This is a genomic window from Sphingobacterium mizutaii (assembly GCF_900187125.1).
Classification (GTDB): Bacteria; Bacteroidota; Bacteroidia; order Sphingobacteriales; family Sphingobacteriaceae; genus Sphingobacterium; species Sphingobacterium mizutaii.
This window is the reverse complement of the sequence record NZ_LT906468.1, coordinates 3,158,573-3,180,457: the sequence shown is the minus strand read 5'-3', so window position 1 is coordinate 3,180,457 and position 21,885 is coordinate 3,158,573. Positions and strand designations below refer to the sequence as shown.

19 protein-coding genes are annotated in these 21,885 nt (G+C 39.2%); 8 read left to right on the top strand and 11 right to left on the bottom strand.

Going from position 1 to position 21,885, the window contains the following annotated elements:
• The first annotated feature begins 90 nt into the window (after window positions 1-90).
• Entirely contained in the window at window positions 91-357 is a 267-nt protein-coding gene (locus tag CKW03_RS13795) for a hypothetical protein (protein ID WP_093097978.1), read from the top strand.
• 181 nt (window positions 358-538) lie between these two features.
• Here CKW03_RS13795 and CKW03_RS13790 read toward each other — a convergent pair whose 3' ends face one another.
• Window positions 539-1,687 (bottom strand): calcium:cation antiporter, encoded by a 1,149-nt coding sequence (locus CKW03_RS13790; protein ID WP_093097976.1) that lies wholly within the window; start codon window positions 1,685-1,687, stop codon window positions 539-541.
• Between the two features lie 166 nt (window positions 1,688-1,853).
• On the opposite strand from CKW03_RS13790, the gene CKW03_RS13785 reads away from it, so the two are divergent.
• Window positions 1,854-2,381: a DinB family protein gene (locus tag CKW03_RS13785; RefSeq protein ID WP_093097975.1), complete on the top strand. Its 528-nt coding sequence runs from the start codon at window positions 1,854-1,856 to the stop codon at window positions 2,379-2,381.
• 22 nt (window positions 2,382-2,403) lie between these two features.
• Window positions 2,404-2,691 carry a hypothetical protein gene (locus CKW03_RS13780; RefSeq protein ID WP_093097973.1) on the top strand — a complete coding sequence of 96 codons (288 nt, stop codon included), beginning with the start codon at window positions 2,404-2,406 and terminating at the stop codon, window positions 2,689-2,691.
• An 11-nt stretch (window positions 2,692-2,702) separates the two neighbouring features.
• On the opposite strand, the gene CKW03_RS13775 is transcribed toward CKW03_RS13780, so the two are convergent.
• Genes CKW03_RS13775 through CKW03_RS13755 form a run of 5 tightly spaced genes read right to left on the bottom strand, consistent with a single transcriptional unit; the run spans window position 2,703 to window position 7,124 of the window.
• Entirely contained in the window at window positions 2,703-3,887 is a 1,185-nt protein-coding gene (locus CKW03_RS13775; protein WP_093097972.1) for a class I SAM-dependent methyltransferase, read from the bottom strand.
• Window positions 3,880-5,148, bottom strand: coding sequence for an aspartate kinase (locus CKW03_RS13770; protein ID WP_093097970.1), 1,269 nt, complete (start codon window positions 5,146-5,148; stop codon window positions 3,880-3,882). Before CKW03_RS13770 ends, CKW03_RS13775 begins: the two co-directional genes overlap by 8 nt.
• 5 nt (window positions 5,149-5,153) lie before the next feature.
• A complete protein-coding gene (locus CKW03_RS13765) occupies window positions 5,154-6,005 on the bottom strand; it encodes a DUF3298 and DUF4163 domain-containing protein (RefSeq protein ID WP_169919010.1) in 852 nt (283 codons plus the stop codon).
• Window positions 5,986-6,435 carry a GNAT family N-acetyltransferase gene (locus CKW03_RS13760; RefSeq protein ID WP_175486301.1) on the bottom strand — a complete coding sequence of 150 codons (450 nt, stop codon included), beginning with the start codon at window positions 6,433-6,435 and terminating at the stop codon, window positions 5,986-5,988. Before CKW03_RS13760 ends, CKW03_RS13765 begins: the two co-directional genes overlap by 20 nt.
• Window positions 6,435-7,124 carry a YggS family pyridoxal phosphate-dependent enzyme gene (locus CKW03_RS13755; protein ID WP_093097966.1) on the bottom strand — a complete coding sequence of 230 codons (690 nt, stop codon included), beginning with the start codon at window positions 7,122-7,124 and terminating at the stop codon, window positions 6,435-6,437. The genes CKW03_RS13760 and CKW03_RS13755 overlap by 1 nt, the downstream gene beginning before the upstream one ends.
• Window positions 7,125-7,201: 77 nt before the next feature.
• Here CKW03_RS13755 and CKW03_RS13750 point away from each other — a divergent pair, with 77 nt between their 5' ends.
• The 3 genes from CKW03_RS13750 to CKW03_RS13740 all read left to right on the top strand — a co-directional run bounded on the left by CKW03_RS13750 (window position 7,202) and on the right by CKW03_RS13740 (window position 13,435).
• Window positions 7,202-7,927 (top strand): DUF4296 domain-containing protein, encoded by a 726-nt coding sequence (locus CKW03_RS13750; RefSeq protein WP_093097964.1) that lies wholly within the window; start codon window positions 7,202-7,204, stop codon window positions 7,925-7,927.
• 3 nt (window positions 7,928-7,930) lie between these two features.
• A complete protein-coding gene (locus tag CKW03_RS13745; protein ID WP_093097962.1) occupies window positions 7,931-10,309 on the top strand; it encodes an endonuclease MutS2 in 2,379 nt (792 codons plus the stop codon).
• Between the two features lie 462 nt (window positions 10,310-10,771).
• On the top strand, window positions 10,772-13,435 hold the full coding sequence (locus CKW03_RS13740) for a TonB-dependent receptor (RefSeq protein ID WP_093097960.1): 2,664 nt from the start codon (window positions 10,772-10,774) through the stop codon (window positions 13,433-13,435).
• Between the two features lie 442 nt (window positions 13,436-13,877).
• Here the strand turns inward: CKW03_RS13740 and CKW03_RS13735 are convergent, their stop codons facing one another.
• Entirely contained in the window at window positions 13,878-14,582 is a 705-nt protein-coding gene (locus CKW03_RS13735) for an LOG family protein (RefSeq protein WP_093097958.1), read from the bottom strand.
• A 210-nt stretch (window positions 14,583-14,792) separates the two neighbouring features.
• Here CKW03_RS13735 and CKW03_RS13730 point away from each other — a divergent pair, with 210 nt between their 5' ends.
• Both CKW03_RS13730 and recR read left to right on the top strand, forming a co-directional pair.
• On the top strand, window positions 14,793-16,070 hold the full coding sequence (locus tag CKW03_RS13730; RefSeq protein WP_093097956.1) for a Gfo/Idh/MocA family protein: 1,278 nt from the start codon (window positions 14,793-14,795) through the stop codon (window positions 16,068-16,070).
• 98 nt (window positions 16,071-16,168) lie between these two features.
• Window positions 16,169-16,783 (top strand): recombination mediator RecR, encoded by a 615-nt coding sequence (recR, locus tag CKW03_RS13725; protein WP_093097954.1) that lies wholly within the window; start codon window positions 16,169-16,171, stop codon window positions 16,781-16,783.
• Here the strand turns inward: recR and CKW03_RS13720 are convergent.
• The 4 genes from CKW03_RS13720 to CKW03_RS13705 form a co-directional block, all read right to left on the bottom strand.
• The gene (locus CKW03_RS13720) at window positions 16,780-18,000 is read right to left on the bottom strand and encodes an MDR family MFS transporter (RefSeq protein WP_093097952.1); all 1,221 of its coding nucleotides are present in this window, start codon (window positions 17,998-18,000) and stop codon (window positions 16,780-16,782) included. The two genes, recR and CKW03_RS13720, sit on opposite strands and share 4 nt — an antisense overlap.
• Before the next feature lie 12 nt (window positions 18,001-18,012).
• Complete coding sequence (locus tag CKW03_RS13715; RefSeq protein WP_093097950.1) at window positions 18,013-18,978, bottom strand: bifunctional metallophosphatase/5'-nucleotidase; 966 nt, start codon at window positions 18,976-18,978, stop codon at window positions 18,013-18,015.
• Window positions 18,953-19,717: a 5'-nucleotidase C-terminal domain-containing protein gene (locus CKW03_RS13710; RefSeq protein ID WP_236736488.1), complete on the bottom strand. Its 765-nt coding sequence runs from the start codon at window positions 19,715-19,717 to the stop codon at window positions 18,953-18,955. The genes CKW03_RS13715 and CKW03_RS13710 overlap by 26 nt, the downstream gene beginning before the upstream one ends.
• Before the next feature lie 105 nt (window positions 19,718-19,822).
• The gene (locus tag CKW03_RS13705) at window positions 19,823-21,058 is read right to left on the bottom strand and encodes an ROK family protein (RefSeq protein WP_093097948.1); all 1,236 of its coding nucleotides are present in this window, start codon (window positions 21,056-21,058) and stop codon (window positions 19,823-19,825) included.
• Between the last annotated feature and the right edge of the window lie 827 nt (window positions 21,059-21,885).

The following is a 21,885-nucleotide window of genomic DNA, read 5'->3' as shown; positions in this document are numbered from 1 at the left end:
AATTTAATATTCTGCCCTAAAATCTTGCTGAAATATATATTAATTTATAAATTAACGTTAACCTTTTAAACCTCTTAATTAGATTGACGAATGACTGGAACATTAATTGAAAAAGAAGACGTAGATAAATTTAGAATTATCCCCGCCGAAACTGACAAAACAACCCAATTTTCTAACAAACTACAAGGTGCCGTGCGTTTGGGTAATGAATTCAAATCCAAGACTACAATCGTTTTCAATACCGAAGACGGTCCGAAACGCATCGAAACAACCGTGTGGTCCTTAACAGATAGGTATATCCAGATAAAACATGGAATTCTTATTCCATTGAAAGCATTAATAGAAATAGAATATTAGCAAAATAACCCGATTTAGAATCTCGGTTATTTAATTATTTAGAATTGAAACAACAAAAAAGAGCTGTCGATAAGACAGCTCTTTTTGCATTTAGATTGAAAGAGATGCGTTGTTAGGAAAAATCAACGCACTCTGTTCAACTCTTGATGTTACTTAATAAATTATTTTAAATATTTTGATGCTATGGATTGAAAATGAGGATCACAAAGACTGCAAACAAGACCAAATGCATAATTCCTACAATGGGAGCAGTCCTTCTGCCTGAAAAGGAAAGCATGCTCAGGATCAATGTAATCACAAACAGAATCGTTTCTGTCGTAGTCATCCCAAATAAGACTGTTTTGCTTGCGATCAGTCCAATAATCAAGACCGATGGTACTGTAAGGCCTACTGTGGAAACAAATGCTCCATGACATAGATTGATAGCCCTTTGGAATTCATTGTTCATGGCTGCTTTTACAGCCGTCATGGATTCCGGAGTGAAAACTATGATTGCAATCAAGACCCCACCTAACAAAGGAGGCAAGTTCATTTCCTTGATGCCATAATCTACCAAAGTCGCAAGGTTATGGGATAGGAGAACAATCGGAAGGATCATTCCCAACAATATAATTGTGCGTAATAGAACTTCCTTTTTGCTCACTTTTTCCTGTCCATGTTCCTCCGATTGTTGGATTTCGTTCCTTTGTGCAAATAGGATTTCCATCTGACCAGGCTTAGGCTGGATATATAAGTGCCTATATCCTTTCATCTGATAGGCTAGAAAGAACCCATATAATAAAATGATCAATCCAGATATACTGGCTGCCTGTATGCTTGTGAATTCCCCATTCCCTTTCCCTTCAATAAAATTGGGGATCATCATAGAGATACCTCCCAGCATAATGATCATGGATAAATAGGTAATCGTCCCTTGCGCATTATATTCTTGCTCTCCATGTCTCAAGCCTCCCAAAAGGATACATAGCCCTAATACCAAGTTCATGATGATCATCATTACAGAAAAGATTGAGTCCTTTCCGATGGTCGGATTATCTTCAGGACCAAACATCATGGCTACAATCAAAATGACTTCTATGGATACAATGGATAAGGTAAGGATCAAGGTGCCGTAGGGTTCACCTAGTTTATGCGCCAATTCATCAGCTTCTTTTACCACTCCAAAAGCGGCTCCGATAATGGTAGCCAATACCAGCAAGAAAATACCTATTGCCAGTCCGTTATTGCTGTATAGGCCTTCAATACTTTTACCAAAAAACATAAATATGAATACCATTAACCAGATTAAGATCAGTCTGATGATTGTGTTTTTTGTTAAAATATTGTTCATTTTTTCATCTCCTTTTTAGTTCAATAAGATTTGATTTTTTTTACATCTGCAAATCTCTACAATAATAATCCTATTATTTTTTACAAAAGTTAAAAAAATATTAAGTTTCTGTTGACAAACCACTGTCATTGAATGTTATACTTTTGAGGAAATCAATGTTTATATCATGGAAAATTCAAGTATTATTAAAATTCTATTATCCCAATACCGAGCAGCCCTAGGCATGCTACGTGATGTCACGGAAAAGGTGCCAGAGTCGGAATGGGATTCTAAAGAGTATAACAATCCTAATTGGCAATTGATTTATCACACGATATGGAGTGCCAAATTGTACCTTTCTGCGAGTTATGAAACTTTTGAACCATTTGAAGGGGCCATCGAAGGCGCTGAAAGTTTAGGTGGTGATAAGGATTGGGAAAATGCAGAAGTCGAAATAATAGGCCTGAATTCAAAGCAGGAGCTATTGGAATTTATCCAAGAAGTGGAACAGAACTTAGAATCTTCCTTAAAGCAATTGCCATTGGAGGCTGATTCTGGTTTTGAATGGTATCCTTATAGCCGATTAGAACTGCATTTAAATACCATCAGGCATATTCAGCATCATACTGCCCAGGTGATTGAGCGGTTGAAATCGAAGGGAATAAAGGGCTTTCCTTGGTGGATCGATCAGAACAAACCCGGAGAATGGGTCTAATGGACAGATAAAATCTAAAAATATGTTTGCAGTAAAAGTAGAATATGAAGTATTCCCGGATTATGAAGGGGAAAATAAAAACAGGATTCAGGATTTTTTGAAAGCATTTGAGGAATTAGATAAAACTAGGTTCAGATATATTGTATATCAAGATCAAGAAAGCAAAAGATTTATCCATGTTTCCGAATATCAGGATGAGGAGATCCAAAAGGAGTTATTGTCCAATCCGATTTTCTTAAAGTTTCAGGAAGAGCGGGACAAGAATTTGAAGGCTTCTCCTTCAATAACATGGTTAGATTGTTTGCAATAGGAAACCTGGAGTTAGCAAATTCTGGTACATTCTATAACAATCAATTGATTGCTACTATCCGTTGTAAAGAAAAGATAGGTTTTACCACCATCTTTGATTTTATGTTTTTTGCGGATCACCTCGACTTTCTCTGGGAAATTTCTCGTAGCAATATTAGCCTGAAGAAAAGGATTGTTCTTTTTTAGGCTTGAGTAGGGTAGAACCTGTTTTATTTCAAAGACTCTTCCGGGAAATTCAGGCTGAAAAACCTCAGAAGTATATAAATGGGAATGCTGATGGAGTTTTCCAAGACCAAAATACTTCCCTACACTCTTGAAGGCTCCTGCTTTACTGATAGCGACATCGGAATCGTAAAGGAAATGCTGGGGCTCTGTATAGCGATTCATGGTTGCCCGTTCAATATCGTAGGTGAATTCAAAGGTCTGTAGCTGATCGGCAAATAAACGGATGGCTCGAATCTTGGTCTCACCCTCAAAACCTCGCTCTTGAATAAATAACAACTCCTTACAATCATTATCCAAACTGATGACATATACATATTTCACATGCTTCAGGCTTGTCAATGCTGTACTGATATCGAGCAGGGGAGAAAGTTTACTGATGACGTATTTCCCCTTGCTAAAGAAAAGATCCTGGTTAGCGACAATATTCGGTTCACAATCTTCCAACAGGAATACCTTTCCTTGGTTTACTCTTCTAGAAGGGTCTACATAGATATAATCAAAGGAATGGTCTTCACTCTGTCTGAGTAATTCGATCCCATCAGTGGCCTTGCAAATCAAGTTATTGACCCGGAGAACCTTGGCATTATAGGCAACGATCTCAGATAGCTTCTCATTTAGCTCGCAATGAATGACTTCCTCGGCCTCTTGGGCCAAATAACAGCTATCCACAGAGAATCCCCCTGTCAAATCAATGACACGGCTTCCTTTGGCAATCAAAGTTTGCTTGATCAGAGCGGTGTGTTCGGATGAACATTGCTCTAGGTTAATCTTATCAGGATAATAAATGCCTTCGCTGAATGCCCAGGTAGGTAATTTCTTGACACTACGTTGCCAACCATCGATTTGGGAAGCCAATTCTGCTGAGCTCACATAAGGAAAAGGACTTTTCTTCAAGGCTATTTCTGTGGGTGATTTTTCCCTGTTAGCCTTAATGAATTGTTGTACATCCTTCTCTAAAATGTGTTTATTCATCTTTGTTTTTCACAAGCATTTGGCAAGTGTAACTATCCTTAAGTTCGCGAAAAATTTCCTTATTTACCAAAACTCGATCTATTGTTTGTTGATTGTAGTATCTAATTGTGATTAATTCTAAACCAGTTGCCACCGACACCTTATATCTCTTTTTCAACTGCTCCAAAAGATTCAACACATTCTCACCGGTATCATCCACGCTAACCGAGAAACTGATTGCAGAGTTATGCATCATATTGATCTTGATCCTATTCTGATGGAAGGTGTCAAAGATATGGCTCAAGTTATCCTCTACAATAAATGAGAAATCTCGAGGTTGGATGTTGATAAAGACCTGGTTGACCTTAAAGATAAAAGAAGGGACAGGTAGGGTCTGGTTCGTTGTTTTTATCTGAGTACCAGGTTCTTCTGGGTTTACAAAGGAACGTACATTTAAGGTGATCTTTTTATTTTGAAGCGGTTTGATGGTTTTTGGGTGAATAACCGTTGCTCCATAATAAGTTAACTCAATCGCATCAGTATAAGAAAGTTCCGGGATCAATTCTGTTTGGTCGAACCATTTCGGATCAGCATTCAAAACTCCAGGAACATCTTTCCATATCGTTATGTTTTCCGCATTTAAGCTTGCAGCAAAGATGGCTGCTGAATAATCTGAACCCTCGCGACCCAATGTTGTCGTAAAGTTTTCAGAAGTGGATCCAATAAAACCTTGCGTAACAACAATATATTCATCTAATATGCTAGGAAGATCTTTGCGGATCTTTTCTTCCGTCTTTTCCCAATCTACTTTCCCTTCACGGTAAGTATTATCGGTCATGATAAAATCCCTTGCATCCACCCATTGTGTTGCTAGACCTTGATAAGAAGAATAAGCAGCCACTATTTTGGTAGAAAGCAATTCACCTACCGAAACGATCTGGTCATAAAGGTAGTCGTAATCATCCTGCGGATCTTCCTCTAGGATCCACTCAATTTCTACAAATGTATTAGCGATATCATCATAAACCGGATGGTTATGATCAGGAAATAATTCATGCAGGATGTCAAAATGCTCTTTTTTCAAACTTTCAAGGTGTTCAAAACAAGCACCATCACGTTTGATGTAACTCTCCGTAACTTTTACCAATTTGTCTGTCGTTTTACCAATTGCCGAAACTACGATCAACAGAGAAGAATCCCTATAACGTTCAACAATGGAAACAACATTTTTTATATTCTCTGCACTTTTAACGGAGGCTCCGCCAAATTTAAATACCTGCATTTACGCTACTGAATTGAATTGTAATACTCTTTGATGTTTTTTATGTAATTCTTTCCGGTCTGGGTCATACAATCCTGAATTTCTTCATAAGGAATGGTGAGAAAAGTAGTGCCTCCGGAATATGGCTTGATTTCGTAAGAATTATAAAAAAATATTATACCTTCTTTTGAAACACCATAATTTGCAGCTAAGCTAAAAGTGTCATTTTCGAAGAAATAATCCTCTTTATAGCTGCTGGTATCCGATAGCCCTTCCTCTTTTCGAAAGAATCTTTCTGCAATTTTAGTAAATTCTTTCATCTTATTCTCAGAAATAAACGTATTCAGCTTTAATTTTTCTTTCGTCTGCACATCATAAACATTCCATAAGGTATAACTATTCCCATGTGCACCTCCTGAAAATTCATAAGTATTATTGTCCATCATGATCAGGTAAGGGTTATTCATCATCACGCCAATAAAAGTTTCCTTTTGCCATGCTAGTGGATGTCTTACCTCATTCTCCTCAACAAAATTGGCATAGCCTTCCAAGAAATTGTTTACATATTGATCCAATGTTTGTTCCTTGCCCAAAAGGATGTTTTCCTTCACATATCGGTTCATGGTGCTATCCTTAAAGATTGGATAGGTCAAACCAATATAGGTCGTATCTATTTTGTCGCCATCGGCAGCAAAATAAGGACTGATCTCCTTAATGGTCGAATCATGGTACACTAGAGTGTCTTTAGAACCGGTGACTACATGTTTATGTGCTTTTGATCCATCGGCTTTATTGCTCTGGCAAGAACTCGCTGATGCCAATAACATGACAGACGCTAGAATAGGGTATAGGCTTGGTTTAAAAATTGATGTTAACATTGATCCACTCTTCATCGAATTTCGTGTTATACTTTTTATAAAAATCTATTGCTGGGGTATTCCAATCCAATACCTGCCACATCATTCCAGAATATCCCTGTTCTTTGGCATATGCAATGGTATGATCCAAAAGATCCTTACCAAATCCTTTTCCACGCATGCTTTCCGTAATGATGATGTCCTCCAGGTACAATCTTCTGCCTTTCCAGGTCGAATATCTTATATAATATAAGGACATGCCTATGATTTCACCTTCATATTCACCCACAAATGCCCACCAGACCGGATTTTCGCCAAATCCTGAATCTTCAAATTCCTGCATGCTGACAGTCACTTCATCAGGTGCATTTTCAAACAAGGCCAATTCCTTGATCAGTTCCAATAATCGGGGGCAATCTGCTTTTACCGCATTGCGAATGGTTAAACTCATTATTGTGCTTTATAGTGTTTGATAATTCTCTTTCCAAATATGGTACTTCCTAACCTCACCATATTGCTACCTTGCTCGATAGCAACCTTATAGTCAGAACTCATACCCATGGACAAGATATCAAAACTTTCTTCCTTGCGGAAATAAGTGGTCTTGATTCCATCAAAAAGCATTTTAAGCTCATAGAATTCTTCTTTGACGATTTTTTCGTTTTCAGTGTTGCTGGCGATCCCCATCAATCCACGGATACGGATGTTTTTGAAGCCTCCAAATTCCTCAGAACGCAATAATTCAATGGCCTCTGCATGGTCCAAGCCAAACTTGGTGTCCTCATCAGCAATATAGATCTGCAGTAAGCAATCAATGATGCGGTCATTCTTGAGAGCATGTTTATTGATCTCAGCTAAAACCTTCAAAGAATCAACAGAATGGATCAAACTTACAAAAGGAGCAATGTATTTTACTTTATTGGTCTGTAGATGGCCAACCAAGTGCCATTCAATATCCTTAGGCAAACTTTCATACTTGGCAACCAAGTCTTGGACTTGGTTCTCACCAAAAATCCGCTGACCAGCCTCATAGGCCTCCATAATATCTTCATTAGGTTTCGTTTTCGAAATCGCAACTAATGTAACACCGATAGGGGACAATTCTTTTTGTAATTCTGTAATATTCTTTGCTATACTCATGATGAAAAAGGGTTCGCATTGATGAAATTTGGAAAGCTTATTGCAAGCTTTTCCGTATTTTTGTACAAATTTACAAAATGCATCGCTTAATACTGAGTTTACTTCCTTTGTTTTTTATCGTTATTGCCTGCAAAAAGCAGGTTCCTGAAGGTATTTTGCCTCAAGAGGACATGGTTGAGCTCATGACCGAGGTACATATCCTGGACGGATATATTTCAAATATCCCTGTGGATAGTGCCAAAAAGGTCATTGACCCACTTTATGAGCAGCTTTTTGCCAAATTTGGAATAGATTCTACAGCTTTCAACAAGAACGTGAATTATTATTTCGGGAATCCGGCATTAACCATGAAGACCTATGATCAGGTCGTTAAAACCTTGGAGAAAAGAGAACGCAGTTATTACAGCCAAGATTCCCTGAAGAATCTTATTATGCAAGATAGCATGAGCAGAGTGACCCGCATGCAGGTCAAATTACAGACGCTCAATAATATGATCCTCAATGCCAAAGCTGATTCTGCAGAACTTAGTATCGCCGATAGAACCAGAAGGTTTTACGAACCTGTAGGATTGATGCGCTTTTGGGAAAGAAACATTTTTGAAAAGAAAGCTCCTTTGGGGACTGAAGTACCAGATATATCTACATTGCCAGTGCCGGAAAATACAACGCCTGAAACTACACCTGAAGAGCAAAAACCAACGGAATTGAAGCCCCAGGAAAATGTAGATACAATTCCTTTTAGACCTCGAAACGAAAGACTCAAGCCGGTCACTAGGCCGCGAGAAAGACCTATTGTACAATAGAAAATGATATATCCACAGAACGCAGTAGAAAAGTTAGGATTTACGGAAATAAAGGAACTCATTAAGGCAAAATGCCTTAGTGAAGCAGGGAAAGAATTGGTAGATAAGATCCAACCTCAAGTGAAACTGGATTTAATCGATCGTTTCTTGCGACAAGCAAACGAGTTCAAAGAGCTTCTTGTCCATGATGCACCCCTACCTGTAGACCACTTTTACCCGATAAAAGCTATTATAGAAAAAGCAAAAGTAGAAGGCTCTTTCCTATTGGAAGATGAGTTCCACCGTGTGTTGCTTTCTCTCCGGACGGTTTATGCCGTAATACGTTATTTCAATGATCGCGCTCAGCAATACCCAAACCTAGAATTGCTTTTCGAGCATCTCCCGATCGAAAAAAATATCCTTCGTCAGATCGAACAGATCATTGATGATAGGGGAAAAATTAAGGATAATGCCTCCAAATTATTACTGGAAATCACCTCCCAGATCAGCAAAGCTGAACAGGAAGCCAGAAAGCGTCTGGATACGGTCTATAAACAGGCCCAGCAGAATGGTTGGACCGCCGATGGTAATCTGACCATTCGAGATGGTAGACTTTGTATCCCTATACTCGCAGAAAATAAACGAAAACTGAAAGGTCTGATCCATGATGAATCAGCTACTGGACAAACTGCTTACATAGAACCTGAAGAGGTTTTCCACCTCAATAATAAGGTTAGAGATCTTGAATTTGAAAGAAGAAGGGAAATCGTTAGGATCTTGACCAGCTTAACCACTGAACTGAGACCACATGTTCCGCTGTTGTTCGCCTACCATGGCTTGTTGACCAAATTGGATTTTGTAAGGGCAAAAGCTCTGTTTGCATTGGATATTGATGCGCAAATGCCTGAACTATCAAAGGAGGCAGAAGTGTTTTTGGTGAATGCCAAACACCCACTCCTTTATTTGGCATCAAAGCAAGAAGGTCACCATTCTGTTGTGCCCTTGAACCTTAGGATCGATGAAACTGATCGAGTTTTATTGGTCTCAGGACCTAATGCTGGTGGTAAATCAGTCTGTATGAAGACCGTTGGTCTCTTGCAATTGATGTTCCAATCCGGATTACTGATTCCTTGTGACACCAATTCCAAGCTGGGGGTGTTCAAGCAGTTCTTCGCAGATATCGGAGACGATCAATCCATAGACAGTGATTTAAGTACATATTCCGCACATCTTTCAAAGATGAAGCACTTTACCCAATTCTCCAATGCGAGGACAATGGTCCTGATCGATGAATTTGGGACAGGTACAGATCCTCTATTTGGAGGTCCTATCGCAGAAGCCGTTCTGGAAGTGTTGAACAAAAAGCAGATCCGCGGTGTCATCACGACCCACTATTCGAATCTGAAGGTCTTTGCAAGCAATTCTGAAGGTATAGAAAATGCTTCCATGCTTTTTGATAATGAGGCAATGAAACCTCTATATATATTGCAAACTGGTAAGCCAGGGAGTTCTTACGCTTTTGAAATCGCACAGAATATCGGCTTGCCTAAAGAAGTCCTTCATCTAGCTAAACAGAAAATTGGTGTTCAGCAAAAGAAGGTTGATACTCTCTTGGTCGACCTAGAGCGCGAGAAGAAGGAAGTCTATGATACCAAGGTTGCGATCAATCTCCGTGAAAAAGAAATCGTTGGTCAGCAAGCAGAATTGAATGAACTAAAAAGCTATTTGGAGGAAAACAAGCGACAACTGCTTAAAGATGCCAAAGAGGAAGCTAGGCAGATCATCAAGAATGCCAATAAACTGGTTGAAAATACCATTGCAGAGATCAAAACCAAACAAGCTGATAAGGAAGAAACCAAAAAGCTGAGGGCTGGCTTGCAACATGCTTCTGATAACCTGAAAGAAAAACAGGTCAAGGAAAGCAAAAAGCCAGAGCTTGTCAATGAATCTGCGGAAGCGGTTGAAGTAGGGGATTGGGTGAGGATCATTGATACAGGTAATGAGGCGCAAGTGATTGAGATAGCGAAGAATAACCTGATCTTGGCGCTTGGAGATTTGCGCACGGTAGTAAAAAAGAATAAAGTGGAGAGACTGAGAGGCAAGGAAAAAGCTAAAGCCGCCAAGCGGTTTAGATCCGTTGCTTCAGAAAGCGTGGCAGACTTTAGCCCTGAGGTTGATGTCCGTGGAATGCGAACCGAAGATGCTTTAGGCAAGATTGAACAGGTCTTGGACCGCGCAGTCATGATCGGCTATCCTTCCTTGAAGATAGTGCATGGCAAAGGAGATGGTATCTTGCGCAGGTTTATCCGTGATTATCTAAGGAAATACAACCAAGTCAGCCGTTTTGAAGATGAACATGCTGATCGAGGCGGAGATGGAATTACCTACGCCTATTTGGACTAAGAAAATTATAGCATTTGAAAGGGAACTAAGATTTTGGTTCCCTTTTTTTTGTTCCAAAAGATTAACAAAACCTTTTGAAGGTCTATATGAATATCGAATCACAGAAAATTAGACCCTTTATTTTCCTTCTTATCCGCAATGTTAACCTCCTGATTTTTGTCCGTTTATAAAAATAGTTGTTGCTATAACTGCTAAATCATTAGAAATAGGAAAAAACTTTTCAACAATTTCAAGAATGTTAAAATTTGTTAAAATATCAAATTCCAATCGGTTTCATTGCCAAAATTTCAACCAAAATGAACAGTTGTTTAAAAAACTAATTAAGTTTTAAATTTTTGCTTACTCGAATAAGTCAAATAAATGCAAAAACGTGGTTGTGAGTATATTAAGTTTATGTTAATCCAGTCTGAAAATCAATATGTCTTTATACTTTTGCACTACTTATTTTAATAAAATAGAAGTATGAAAAAAATCTCTACTCAATTAGTAACATTATTTTCAATGTTGTTGCTTTGCAACGTCGCTTGGGCACAGACAGTCCTGAGAGGTGTTGTAACTGATGGCACCAATCCGGTTGCGGGGGCATCTGTATTAGTACAGGGCACATCGGCTGGTACATCGACTGATGCAAATGGAGCTTTTACATTAAACTCTCCAAAATCATCAGGTGTTTTAATTTTCCGCGTTCTAGGATTCAACACAAGCGAAATCAATTTCGCAGAAGGACAATCTGACTTAGGAACAATTGTTTTACAAGCTCAAGAAGATGGTGAAGCAATTGGTGAAGTAGTGGTAATTGGTAAAGGTATTATTGATATCGCCGATAGAAAGACTCCTATCGCTGTATCAACTATCTCACCTTTAGAAATTCAAGAGAAAAGTGGTGCTAACGTTGAATTCCCTGAATTAATGAAGAACACACCTTCAATCTACGTTGCTGACCAAGCAAGTGGTTTCGGTGATTCTAAAATGTTCGTTCGTGGTTTCGACCAATCCAACACTGCATTCTTATTAAATGGTCAGCCTATCAATGGTATGGAAGACGGTAACATGTACTGGTCTAACTGGTCAGCAATGTCTGATGTTGCAAACTTAATCCAGATTCAAAGAGGTCTTGGTTCTTCTAAATTGGCTATCTCTTCTGTAGGTGGTACAGTGAACATTGTAACCAAAGCTACTGACATGGTGAGAAGAGGTTCCGTAGGTATGTCAACTGGTAATGATGGATTAGCTAAAGCTATGATTTCTTACAGTACTGGTATGCAAGGAAAATGGGGTGTGTCATTTATGTTGAATGGATGGAGAGCCGATAAAAAATATGCATTAGGAACTGCAGGTGCTGGACAAAACTATTTTGTTTCTGTGGGTTACAAACCAAATGATAACAACACCTTCAACTTTTTGATCTTTGGTGCTCCTCAATGGCACGATCAAAACTTCTCGAAACCTTTAGAAACTAGCTACAGAGAAATAGGTCCTACTGGAAACAAAACTAAAGTTATTGGAACTCCAGGATATGATATTACAGGTGAAAGAGGTAACTCTAACTACGGTTGGTATAATGGTGAAGGTCTTTCTCAAAGAACAAACTTCTACCACAAACCAGTTACCAACTTAAACTGGGACTTGAAAATTGATGATAGATCATCTCTTTCTACCGTTCTTTACGCATCAATGGGTAAAGGTGGTGGTACTGGTATCTTAGGTAATGGTCCAGGTTATACCGTTAATGGTTTTAACTCTAATGGTACTACAAACTGGGATGCTTTAGCTGCTATTAATGCTGCTCAGCCTAACAAAATCTCTAACGGAAACAATGGTTCTGCTTTAAGAGCTTCTGTAAACAACCACTTCTGGTACGGTTTGGTTTCTAACTATAACTTCGAAGCTAACGAAAACTTCTCTTTCAACTTAGGTGCTGATTTACGTTTCTACAAAGGTGATCACTTCCAACAACTGATTAACCTTTTAGGTTCTGAAGGTCGTATCGCAGAAAATAAAACTCGTGAAAAAGGATATGTAGTTTCTGAAACTTTCTCTACTAACCCATGGTCTTCATTATTCAATAGTGCTGATGTAGATCAAAGAGTAGGTTATGACAACTCGGAGAAAATCAATTACCAAGGTGTTTTTGGTCAAGTAGAATATAGTTTAGATGGATTCACTGCTTTCGTTCAGGGTTCCCTTTCTAACCAATCTTACCAAAAAATCGACCGTTGGAACTATGCTGAAGGCGAAAAGAAATCTAAATTCGACAAGAAATTCGGTTACAATATTAAAGGAGGTGCATCATATACTTTCGAAGATGCACACACAATCTTCGCTAATATTGGACAATACTCTCGTCAACCTTTCTTAGATAACGTATTTGTTTCTAATACAGTAAATTTTGTAGATCCTTCAGTGGATAATGAAAAAATCTTCGGTGTTGAAGCTGGATATAAATATTCAAACCCGATCGTTGCTGTTAGCTTCAACGCTTACTACACCAAATGGGATAACAGATTCACTGATTATACAGCTAGAGATTATACAGTAGGTGGAACAACTTACCCTGATGTAACTTATTTGTTCACTGGTGTTGGTCAGCTTCACAAAGGTTTAGAATTAGAATTTGACGTAAACGTTCTTTCTAACCTTAAATTAAGAGGTTACGGATCAATCGGTGACTGGAAATATGATGGTACTTCTCCTTACCGTGTAAGAGATAACAACTCTTTCGATATCGTTTTCGAAGATAAAGAAGGTCAGGATTTAACAGGTGTTAAAGTAGGTAATGCTGCACAAACCACTTTCGGTTTAGGTGTGAAATACTATATCCTTCCTCAATTCTCAATCGATGCTGATTACAACCACTATGCAAGATTGTATGGAAACGTGAATGTAGATGACGTAATCAAATCATCATTGAACAACGAAGTTTACCAACCTGAAGAATTAAAAGCTTACAACGTAGTTGATGCTGGTTTAAGCTATACTTTCAACTTGAAAAACGGTAAGAACGTTAAATTCAGAGGTAATGTGAAAAACCTTTTCAACGAGAACTACTTCTCTAGAAAAGATGCTTTCGGTTATTTCTACGGTTTAGGTACAACTTGGAACACAGGTTTGACTTACAACTTCTAAACAAAATATTAATTCCAATAATAAAAGAAGTCCCTCGGTTATACCGAGGGACTTTCTTTTTGTTATATCTTTTTTAGATGTCGGCTGAGCGGATTTAGATGTCGGCTGAGCGGAGTCGAAGCCACACCCTGGTTCATTTCCTTATCTTGGTCCATCCTCTTATCCCATTCATCCTGGTTCAAATTCAGCGGGCTTATGCAATAAGCCCCTACCGTCGAACATATCATGATTTGATGCCAGCTGAGCGGATTTAGATGTCGGCTAGCGGAGTCGAAGCCACATCCTGGTTCATTCCCCGATCTTGGTCCATCCTCTTATCACATTCATCCTGGTTCAAATTCAGCGGGCTTATGCAATAAGCCCCTACCGTCGAACATATCATGATTTGATGCCGGCTGAGCGGAGTCGAAGCCAAATCCATAGCCACATCCTAATTCAACCCCTAAAAATTCGGTTTCAACAAATACTTATCATAGAACCTAAAGATATGTTCTGTAGCTTCTTCAGCAGTATCCACCATTCTATACAGATTCAGATCCTCCTCACTAATATATTTATTGCCTAGCATGGTATTCTTGATCCAGTCAAACAAACCATTCCAATATTCCGTTCCAACCAGTACGATTGGGAATCTTGCAATCTTACCTGTTTGAATCAATGTAACAGCTTCAAACAATTCATCCATGGTTCCAAATCCTCCAGGCAATACAATATAACCTTGGGAGTATTTCATGAACATGACCTTGCGGACGAAGAAGTAATTAAACTCCAATAATTTATCGCGGTCAATATATTTATTGTGGAATTGCTCATGGGGTAATTCAATGTTCAGTCCCACAGACTTTCCTCCGGCCGTATAGGCACCTTTATTGGCGGCTTCCATGATACCTGGACCGCCACCTGAAATAACACCGTACCCGCGGTCAGCCAACAGCCTCGCGATCTCTACGGTCATTTGATAGTATTTATGCTCATCCGGTGTTCTTGCCGATCCGAAGATCGAAACACATGGTCCAATCTTCGCTAATTTTTCAAACCCATCCACAAACTCCGACATGATCTTAAAGATTTGCCATGAGTCTTTTACTTTTATTTCTTGCCAAGTTTTGTTGGCAAACGAATTCCTGATTTTGTCGTCTTTAACCATTTGGTCTTTTAGTTTTTGTGCACGAAGGGCGTTTTTTTGCCCTTTTCGATGTAATATAAGATTTTATATCATATTTTTCTAAAGCTTGGTAATTGTTATTATTATCATAAAAAATCACAAAAAAATCAATTAAATTTTGAATTAATAAACTGATTTAATACATTTATCAAACGTAAACCTATTCACGACTGAAAAAATCTTAAACCTATAATGAATAGACGGGACTTTATTAGTAAAACTGCTTTGGGCGCAGCTGCATTTACCATATTACCTAGACATGTCTTGGGTGGTAATGGCTTCTTGGCACCTAGCGATCGTCTCAATCTAGGATTTATCGGGGTAGGCAAGCAGATGTACGGTCTTTTGAACCAGTTCATGAAATTGCCGGAAACCATGGTCATCGCCGCTGCTGATGTAGACAGTAGTAAACTCAATAATTTTATTGGTGAAGCGAATAAGTTGAATGCCAGTAAGGCAGCTCATCAGGTACAAGGTTTTGGACAGTACAGAGATTTGCTGGCCATTAAAGATATAGATGCTGTAATTATTGCGTCTCCAGACCATTGGCATGCCATGCATGTGGTAGATGCTGCTAAAGCAGGAAAAGATATCTATTGCGAAAAGCCTTTGGCACTGACCATCGATGAAGGTCGTGCAATGGTGAATGCAGTCAGAAAATATAAGAGAGTATTGCAGACGGGAAGTATGCAGCGTTCGCAATATAATTTTAGACAAGCAGCGGATTTGATCCGCAATGGCTATATCGGAGATATCAAAGAGGTCAATGTATCGGTAGGCGAGCCTGTTAAGGAATGTGATTTACCTTCATTGCCAGCTCCAGCACATCTTGACTGGGACTCTTGGATTGGACCGTCACTTTATCGAGGATTTAATCCAATCTTAAGCCCCGCTCTAGGTGCACCTGAATGGTCGCTTTGGCGTTTATATCATGGATTCGGTGGTGGATATGTGACCGATTGGGGTGCCCATATGTTTGATATTGTGCAGTGGGCTTTAGGAATGGACCATACTGGCCCAGTATCTTTTACGCCTCCAGATATTCCAATGGCTAAGGAAGGACTTTATTTCACCTATAAAAACGGTATTAATGTCCATCATAAATCTTGGGGCAGCTTCAATGCCATTCAATTTTTGGGTACCGAAGGTAAGATTGAGGTCTCCAGGGAATTCCTGAGGTCCGATAAAGCTGACCTCCCAAAATTACAGATCGCTGAAAAAGATCGTAAGGTTTACTATTCTGAGAATCATTATCAGGATTTCGTCGACGCGATCAAAAAGCGTTCAAAACCGATCTGTGATGTAGAAATTGGACATCGAACAGCCACCGTATGTAATGCGGTAAACATTGCTTATCAAATACAAAAACCGATCAAATGGAATCCGAATAAAGAGGTATTCGATAGTCCATTTGCCAACAATCTAAAGGGTAGAGCTTACAGAGGGAAGTGGGATTATTTAGATTTTTAAATTAGAGCACACATAGATTTGTTTCATAAACCGACGCGCCAGATATTCGAAAGAATTCTGGCGTGTTTTTTTGCTCTTTATTTTCGTAATTTTGAAAAATGAACTTTTCGTCAAAACTATTGGAGCAGGCTGTGGAAGAATTTGGAAAACTTCCTGGCGTCGGTAAAAAAACAGCCTTACGATTGGTGTTGCATCTCCTGAAGCAATCGGATGCCGAGGTGAGCCGTTTTACCGAATCCTTGGACCGACTGAAACAAGATATTAAATATTGCCGTACCTGCTTTAACATCTCCGATTCTGAACAATGTGAGATCTGTGCTTCACTAAAACGTGATAAGGGCCTGATCTGTGTTGTTGAAGATACCCGGGATGTGATGGCTATTGAAAACACCAACCAATACAGTGGCGTTTACCATGTACTTGGCGGCTTGATCTCACCCATGGAGGGGATAGGGCCTGCTGACCTGAAGATTGAAGGATTAATTGAGCGTGTACGTTCCGGTCATGTCCAAGAAGTTATCCTTGCTTTGAGTGCAACCATGGAAGGCGACACCACCATATTCTATCTTTACCGTAAGTTAAAGGAATTCAATGTGCAGATCAGTACCATTGCCAGAGGTATTGCCTTTGGTGGTGAACTGGAATATGTGGATGAAATTACTTTAGGAAGGTCCATCGCGACCAGGGTCCCTTATGAACGGAATGTTGGTTAATGTTCGGTTTTCATCTTGCTGATGATCCAATAAAATCCAATCCCACAGAATATCAATATCAATCCTGCCGAAGTCCACAACGTAGAATAGCCAAAATGTTCTGCCGTATAGGTCCCCAAGAAAGGGGAGAAGATATTGGCGGCAGCAAAGGCCAGCGAGTTAAATCCCATATAAGCACCTTGATTGCTCCGACTGGCTCTGTTGATGGCTACGGTTGCCGTAAATGGTAATGTTAACATCTCACCAGTAGACAAGAAAAACATCGCCAGATATAACCAGGAAATCCCGAAATCAGCTGTCAACATCAAATAGGACATCCCAGAAATGGCCGTTCCCCAGAGCATAATTTGCCGGACCGAAAAACGATGTTCGACGATATGTACCAGCACCATCTCAAATAACACGATGACAAATCCACTAAAGCCTAATAATAATCCGATTTCATCGGAATGCAGATTATGAGCTTCTTTATAGAAAAGGGGTAGGGTACTTAATAATTGGAAGAAAGCCATCGAAAACAGACAGCATAGGATATTGAACACAATAAATAAGCTGTCCTTATAAGCGTTCCGAACAGGTTTATCTTCCTCTGTTTCTTTTTGACCAATACTTTGCCCAACCTCAGTCCTTGCCTTTCTGTTCCTGAAGAAATATATAAACACGATGGCAGCACAAGCAGCGGCAATGGCATTTCCATAAAAAATCCAGTTGTAAGAAAACTTAGCTAAGAAACCACCCAATGCAGGGCCAATGGAAAACCCTAGGTTCACCGCCATCCGGTTTAAGGAATAGGCGCGGGTAATGTTTTCGGGTTTAGCATACCTAGCTACCGAAACCGAGTTAGCAGGTCGGAAAATATCAGCAACCAAGGTCAGGATAAAGATCATGATGGCCAGACCTTCAAAGGTTCTGAACATCGGTAACAAAAGGAATAGCGGTATTACGGAGATCAAACTCCAGGTCTGTACCTTAAAGTTCCCGAATTTATCAGTTAGCCATCCTCCTAACCAAGAACCACAGACCGAGCCCAATCCAAAACAACCCAATACCAAACCAATCTGCGTTTTGCTGAATCCCAACTCCGAAGACATATAGATCCCCAAGAATGGAATTACCATGGATCCCGCACGGTTGATTAACATAACCAGAGCCAATAGCCATGCAGCAGGCGATAGGCCTTTATAAGAATTGATATAAAGTCGAATTAATGCTCTCAATATGAATGTTTTCTAAGCAATCCTGCTTGCTAGGTTGTCTAATCTTTTGTCTATGCTATAGGTGGTCGCTATACTTCTTTTAGTTCCCTTCTTTTTGTCCAGGATAAAATCTATCCTTCCTAGGTTAACCCCAGAAAAGCCAGTTTGGTTTACCAAAGTAATTTGATTGTCCAAGTTTTTTACCTCCGTAGGTTTATCCAAGAAGGTATGGGTATGGCCGCCGATAATCAGGTCTATATGCCTTGAATTCTTGGCCAATAATAAATCCGAAACTTTATCCGTATCATAATTGTAGCCAATATGGGATAGACAGATGATCAGATCGCATTTCAGCTCATTCTTTAACTTATGGGTATACTTCGCAGCGACTTCAATAGGGTCAGAAATCTTTACACCGGCATAACTGCGTGGATCAACCATGCCTTTCAGGTCAACACCCACTCCAAAAACACCGATTTTTACAGAGTCTCTTTCAAAAACAAGGTAATCCTTGGTTTTGCCTTCCATAATGGTTCCTGTAAAATCATAATTGGAAGTGACGAAAGGGAAGTTTGCTTTGTCAAAATGCTTAAGTAATCCCGGTAATCCATTGTCAAACTCATGGTTTCCAAAAGTTCCGGCATCATAACCGAGCTTTGACATCAGTTCAAGTTCCACCTTGCCATCAAAAACATTGAAATAGGGTGTGCCTTGGAACATATCCCCAGCATCGAACAAAAGGACGTTCTTTTCTTCAGAACGGATCTTTTGGATCAAGGTGCTTCTACGAGCCACACCACCTAGACCTTGCAGTCTTGAACCATCCATAGGGTAGGGTTCAATTCGGCTATGTACATCGTTGGTATGCAAAAAGGTGATCTTAACTTCTTTGGATTTGCTATATCCTGCAAATGGAATGGAACTCAAGGATGCAGTTGCTCCTAAAGCCATCACGCTTTTAATAAAGCTCCTTCTATTCAGTGATTTTAACTCTTCCATCTAACTTTGCTTCTACTTTTTTACCTTCTTTTGTTAACTCCTGCACAAAGCTGATCAAGCCTTCACGAACTCTTTCGCTTGTGACATTCTTACTGATCGGATTGCTTAGACCTCGGACTAGATCACCACCATTGGCAATAAAGTCATAGGTAACCAACTTATATGTTTTATTCGGGTTGATTTCATCACCTGCGATCTTGAAACTTTGGATTTTCTTATCTTTAATAATCAATTCCACATTCCCTAAAGGCTGTCCGTTAGTTTCTGCAATAAAATCTGCCAAAACCTGCACATCAGTTCCTTTGAGCTCTAAAATGGTAATGTAATTTTCAAATGGCATGACCTCAAAGATAGATCCTACCGTAACATTGCCCTGTTTGATTCCTGAACGGATACCATCTTTGGTGGCCATCGAAAATACCACCTCAGGATCAACTTTCTTGCCGATGGACAATAGCGCATCGGAGAAGAAATTGCTCAATTCTGATTCTGGAAGGTTGCGGTTTTTTATCAGTGCCTTAGGAGCATATCCCAATACCTCGTTCATCTTATCCTCAAGTTGGCTCTTATAGGGTAAAATGTAATTTGTAATCGCTGTATCTTCTGCAATCTGATTGTTGATTGCCAACATTTGTTTGTTTGATACAGCTGCTTGGTAAAATGTGGTCTTACAGGAGCTGAAGACCAGAAGTACAGAAACCCAGAATAGGATGCTGTACTTGGATAGCTGTGTACTCATATTTTGAAATTATACGCAAAGGTATTAAGATTGCCCTGAATCCAAAAGGTTTTGGATATAAAAGAATGGGCAGATGCTAAAGATTAATCTTCAGCTAACTTTTCCTTAATTCTTGTTAATGCGCTCCTCAAAATAGCAATTCACAAAATGTCTCGCCAAGGCATAAGACAGGCCATTGTCGCCCAGGGTTGAAACCTGTAGACTGCATCCTGTTGCAATCTTGCTCATGGAATAGGTTTGTATCTGTTGTTGTATGGGTGTGATCATCAGCATGGAGGTCCTTGCAAAACTGCCAGAAAGCACAATGGTTTCCGGGTTGAATACCTGCATGAACAAGGAGATTGCCCTTCCTAATTTGCTGCCTAATTCCGAGATCAATTGAATGGCATATTGATCGCCATCCATTGCAGCTTGGATGATATGTTCGGGAGTTAAGGGCATGTTCTCGTATTTGGATACGATTAGAGTAGGGATGCCCTCTTCTATATCTCGAGTCGCCTTATTTACCAAGGCGGTTCCAGAGACTAATGTCTCCAAACAGCCTCGTTTGCCACAGTAGCATAGCTCGCCTTCATTAGCAAAGCTGATATGGCCCATCTCGCCTGAAAAACCATCTTTGCCTAAATAGATTTCACCATTGGAGACTATTCCCAATGATATTCCCCAATCCAATCGAATTACCAAGGCGTCTTTTTTTCGCTTCAGCTTGCCATAGAACTTCTCTGCCAGCGTAGCGACTTTCGCGTCATTGATGACCTTTGTCCTTTTATTGAACTCATGTTCCAAATGGTTCTCAAGATTAAAACCAGGTTCATAGAAATAGGTGAAGTTCTCACCAGTATATCGATCAATTAAACCGGGCATGGAGATGGAAATCCCAGATACCTGCTCCATATCTAGTTTCTGGTCCTTTATATATTTTTTAACAATGATCAAAAAGGCAGGGAGTTCCCTGAGGTCCGTTGAGATCTCAAATTGAAATAGCTGCGCTGTATTGAGGATATTGCAGTTGTTGTCTACTAAAGCAATACGAACTGACCTACGGTTGATTTCAATGGTTAATACACGAAACAGGCTATCGCTTAATTGGTATAAATTAGGTTTTCTTCCCCCTAGGGATTCACCACGTTCGTGCTGATTCAGGTATTTTTTCTCCACTAACTCAACCATCAAGGTGTTCAAGGTCGGAAAACTTAAGGTCAAACTCTTCATCAAATCATTTACCGAAGCATTGTCAAGTTCATAAACGGCTTTCAATAACCTAAGTTTTTTCTTTGCAGATTTGGCGGTTTTTTTAGATAAGCCCGAAGGACTCACTAATAGCTTTTCAATAAATTTCATGTTTGTTTGAGTTAATAAAATCTCATCGTTAATTTTTGAGGCTTAAATCAAAGTTCAATCAAAAGAATTAACTCAATTAAATTAAACTAATGAATAAATATTTAAATTTTAATCTAAAATAAATAAAAAAATTAATATTCAAATTAAAAAATGCTTACCAAAGACCTAATATGTTAATTTTATTCATAAGATTTATGTTTTAATGTAAAAATTTACAAAACAATTGTTAATAATTTTAACCTAACATTCGTTTAACTAAAATCAGAAGAAGAGATAAGAAGGCGTATGCTGGAGGAAAAAACGCATGGACATCGTTTTTGCATTAGCCCTATTTTGTTCAAAACCATTTCTAAAATAATATTGCCACTATGGGCAATGTCATTAAGTTAGGGTTTTTAGTGGCACTTTGAGAAGGAAAAATTTGGGCTAAATTTATCGGAAGGTGATGACAGTTGGCAATGAAAATCTATTAGCTCTTTTGTTTTTTAAATATATAATCCCTTTTGGGGTTCCATTATTTTAGCAGACATGGCACGTTAGCCTGGAAGTCGCGCAAAAACGATGTTCGATTAATCGAACATCGTTTTTGCATTACCCCTTTATAGTTTACCATCCATGCTAAAATAATTCATCCCCGCTGGGGATGTATGGCGGATAAAAAATATTCTTCTGGAGAGGAAATATAGGTCCAAATACCTAAAAACACAGAGTTAACAAAAGTTCATTGGTAGGAACGAAGAGTCTCGGAACCATTCAAACCTCCCCCTTATTTAAAAGGATTAATGATTCCATTGGCAAACAGGTCCTACACCGAAGGTGTAGGATGA

Excerpts from the sequence above, each read along its gene's own strand:
- CKW03_RS13795 (WP_093097978.1), top strand. The coding sequence starts at position 91 with ATGACTGGAACATTAATTGAAAAAGAAGACGTAGATAAATTTAGAATT.
- CKW03_RS13790 (WP_093097976.1), bottom strand. The coding sequence starts at position 1,687 with ATGAACAATATTTTAACAAAAAACACAATCATCAGACTGATCTTAATC.
- CKW03_RS13785 (WP_093097975.1), top strand. The coding sequence starts at position 1,854 with ATGGAAAATTCAAGTATTATTAAAATTCTATTATCCCAATACCGAGCA.
- CKW03_RS13780 (WP_093097973.1), top strand. The coding sequence starts at position 2,404 with ATGTTTGCAGTAAAAGTAGAATATGAAGTATTCCCGGATTATGAAGGG.
- CKW03_RS13775 (WP_093097972.1), bottom strand. The coding sequence starts at position 3,887 with ATGAATAAACACATTTTAGAGAAGGATGTACAACAATTCATTAAGGCT.
- CKW03_RS13770 (WP_093097970.1), bottom strand. The coding sequence starts at position 5,148 with ATGCAGGTATTTAAATTTGGCGGAGCCTCCGTTAAAAGTGCAGAGAAT.
- CKW03_RS13765 (WP_169919010.1), bottom strand. The coding sequence starts at position 6,005 with ATGTTAACATCAATTTTTAAACCAAGCCTATACCCTATTCTAGCGTCT.
- CKW03_RS13760 (WP_175486301.1), bottom strand. The coding sequence starts at position 6,435 with ATGAGTTTAACCATTCGCAATGCGGTAAAAGCAGATTGCCCCCGATTA.
- CKW03_RS13755 (WP_093097966.1), bottom strand. The coding sequence starts at position 7,124 with ATGAGTATAGCAAAGAATATTACAGAATTACAAAAAGAATTGTCCCCT.
- CKW03_RS13750 (WP_093097964.1), top strand. The coding sequence starts at position 7,202 with ATGCATCGCTTAATACTGAGTTTACTTCCTTTGTTTTTTATCGTTATT.
- CKW03_RS13745 (WP_093097962.1), top strand. The coding sequence starts at position 7,931 with ATGATATATCCACAGAACGCAGTAGAAAAGTTAGGATTTACGGAAATA.
- CKW03_RS13740 (WP_093097960.1), top strand. The coding sequence starts at position 10,772 with ATGAAAAAAATCTCTACTCAATTAGTAACATTATTTTCAATGTTGTTG.
- CKW03_RS13735 (WP_093097958.1), bottom strand. The coding sequence starts at position 14,582 with ATGGTTAAAGACGACAAAATCAGGAATTCGTTTGCCAACAAAACTTGG.
- CKW03_RS13730 (WP_093097956.1), top strand. The coding sequence starts at position 14,793 with ATGAATAGACGGGACTTTATTAGTAAAACTGCTTTGGGCGCAGCTGCA.
- recR (WP_093097954.1), top strand. The coding sequence starts at position 16,169 with ATGAACTTTTCGTCAAAACTATTGGAGCAGGCTGTGGAAGAATTTGGA.
- CKW03_RS13715 (WP_093097950.1), bottom strand. The coding sequence starts at position 18,978 with ATGGAAGAGTTAAAATCACTGAATAGAAGGAGCTTTATTAAAAGCGTG.
- CKW03_RS13710 (WP_236736488.1), bottom strand. The coding sequence starts at position 19,717 with ATGAGTACACAGCTATCCAAGTACAGCATCCTATTCTGGGTTTCTGTA.
- CKW03_RS13705 (WP_093097948.1), bottom strand. The coding sequence starts at position 21,058 with ATGAAATTTATTGAAAAGCTATTAGTGAGTCCTTCGGGCTTATCTAAA.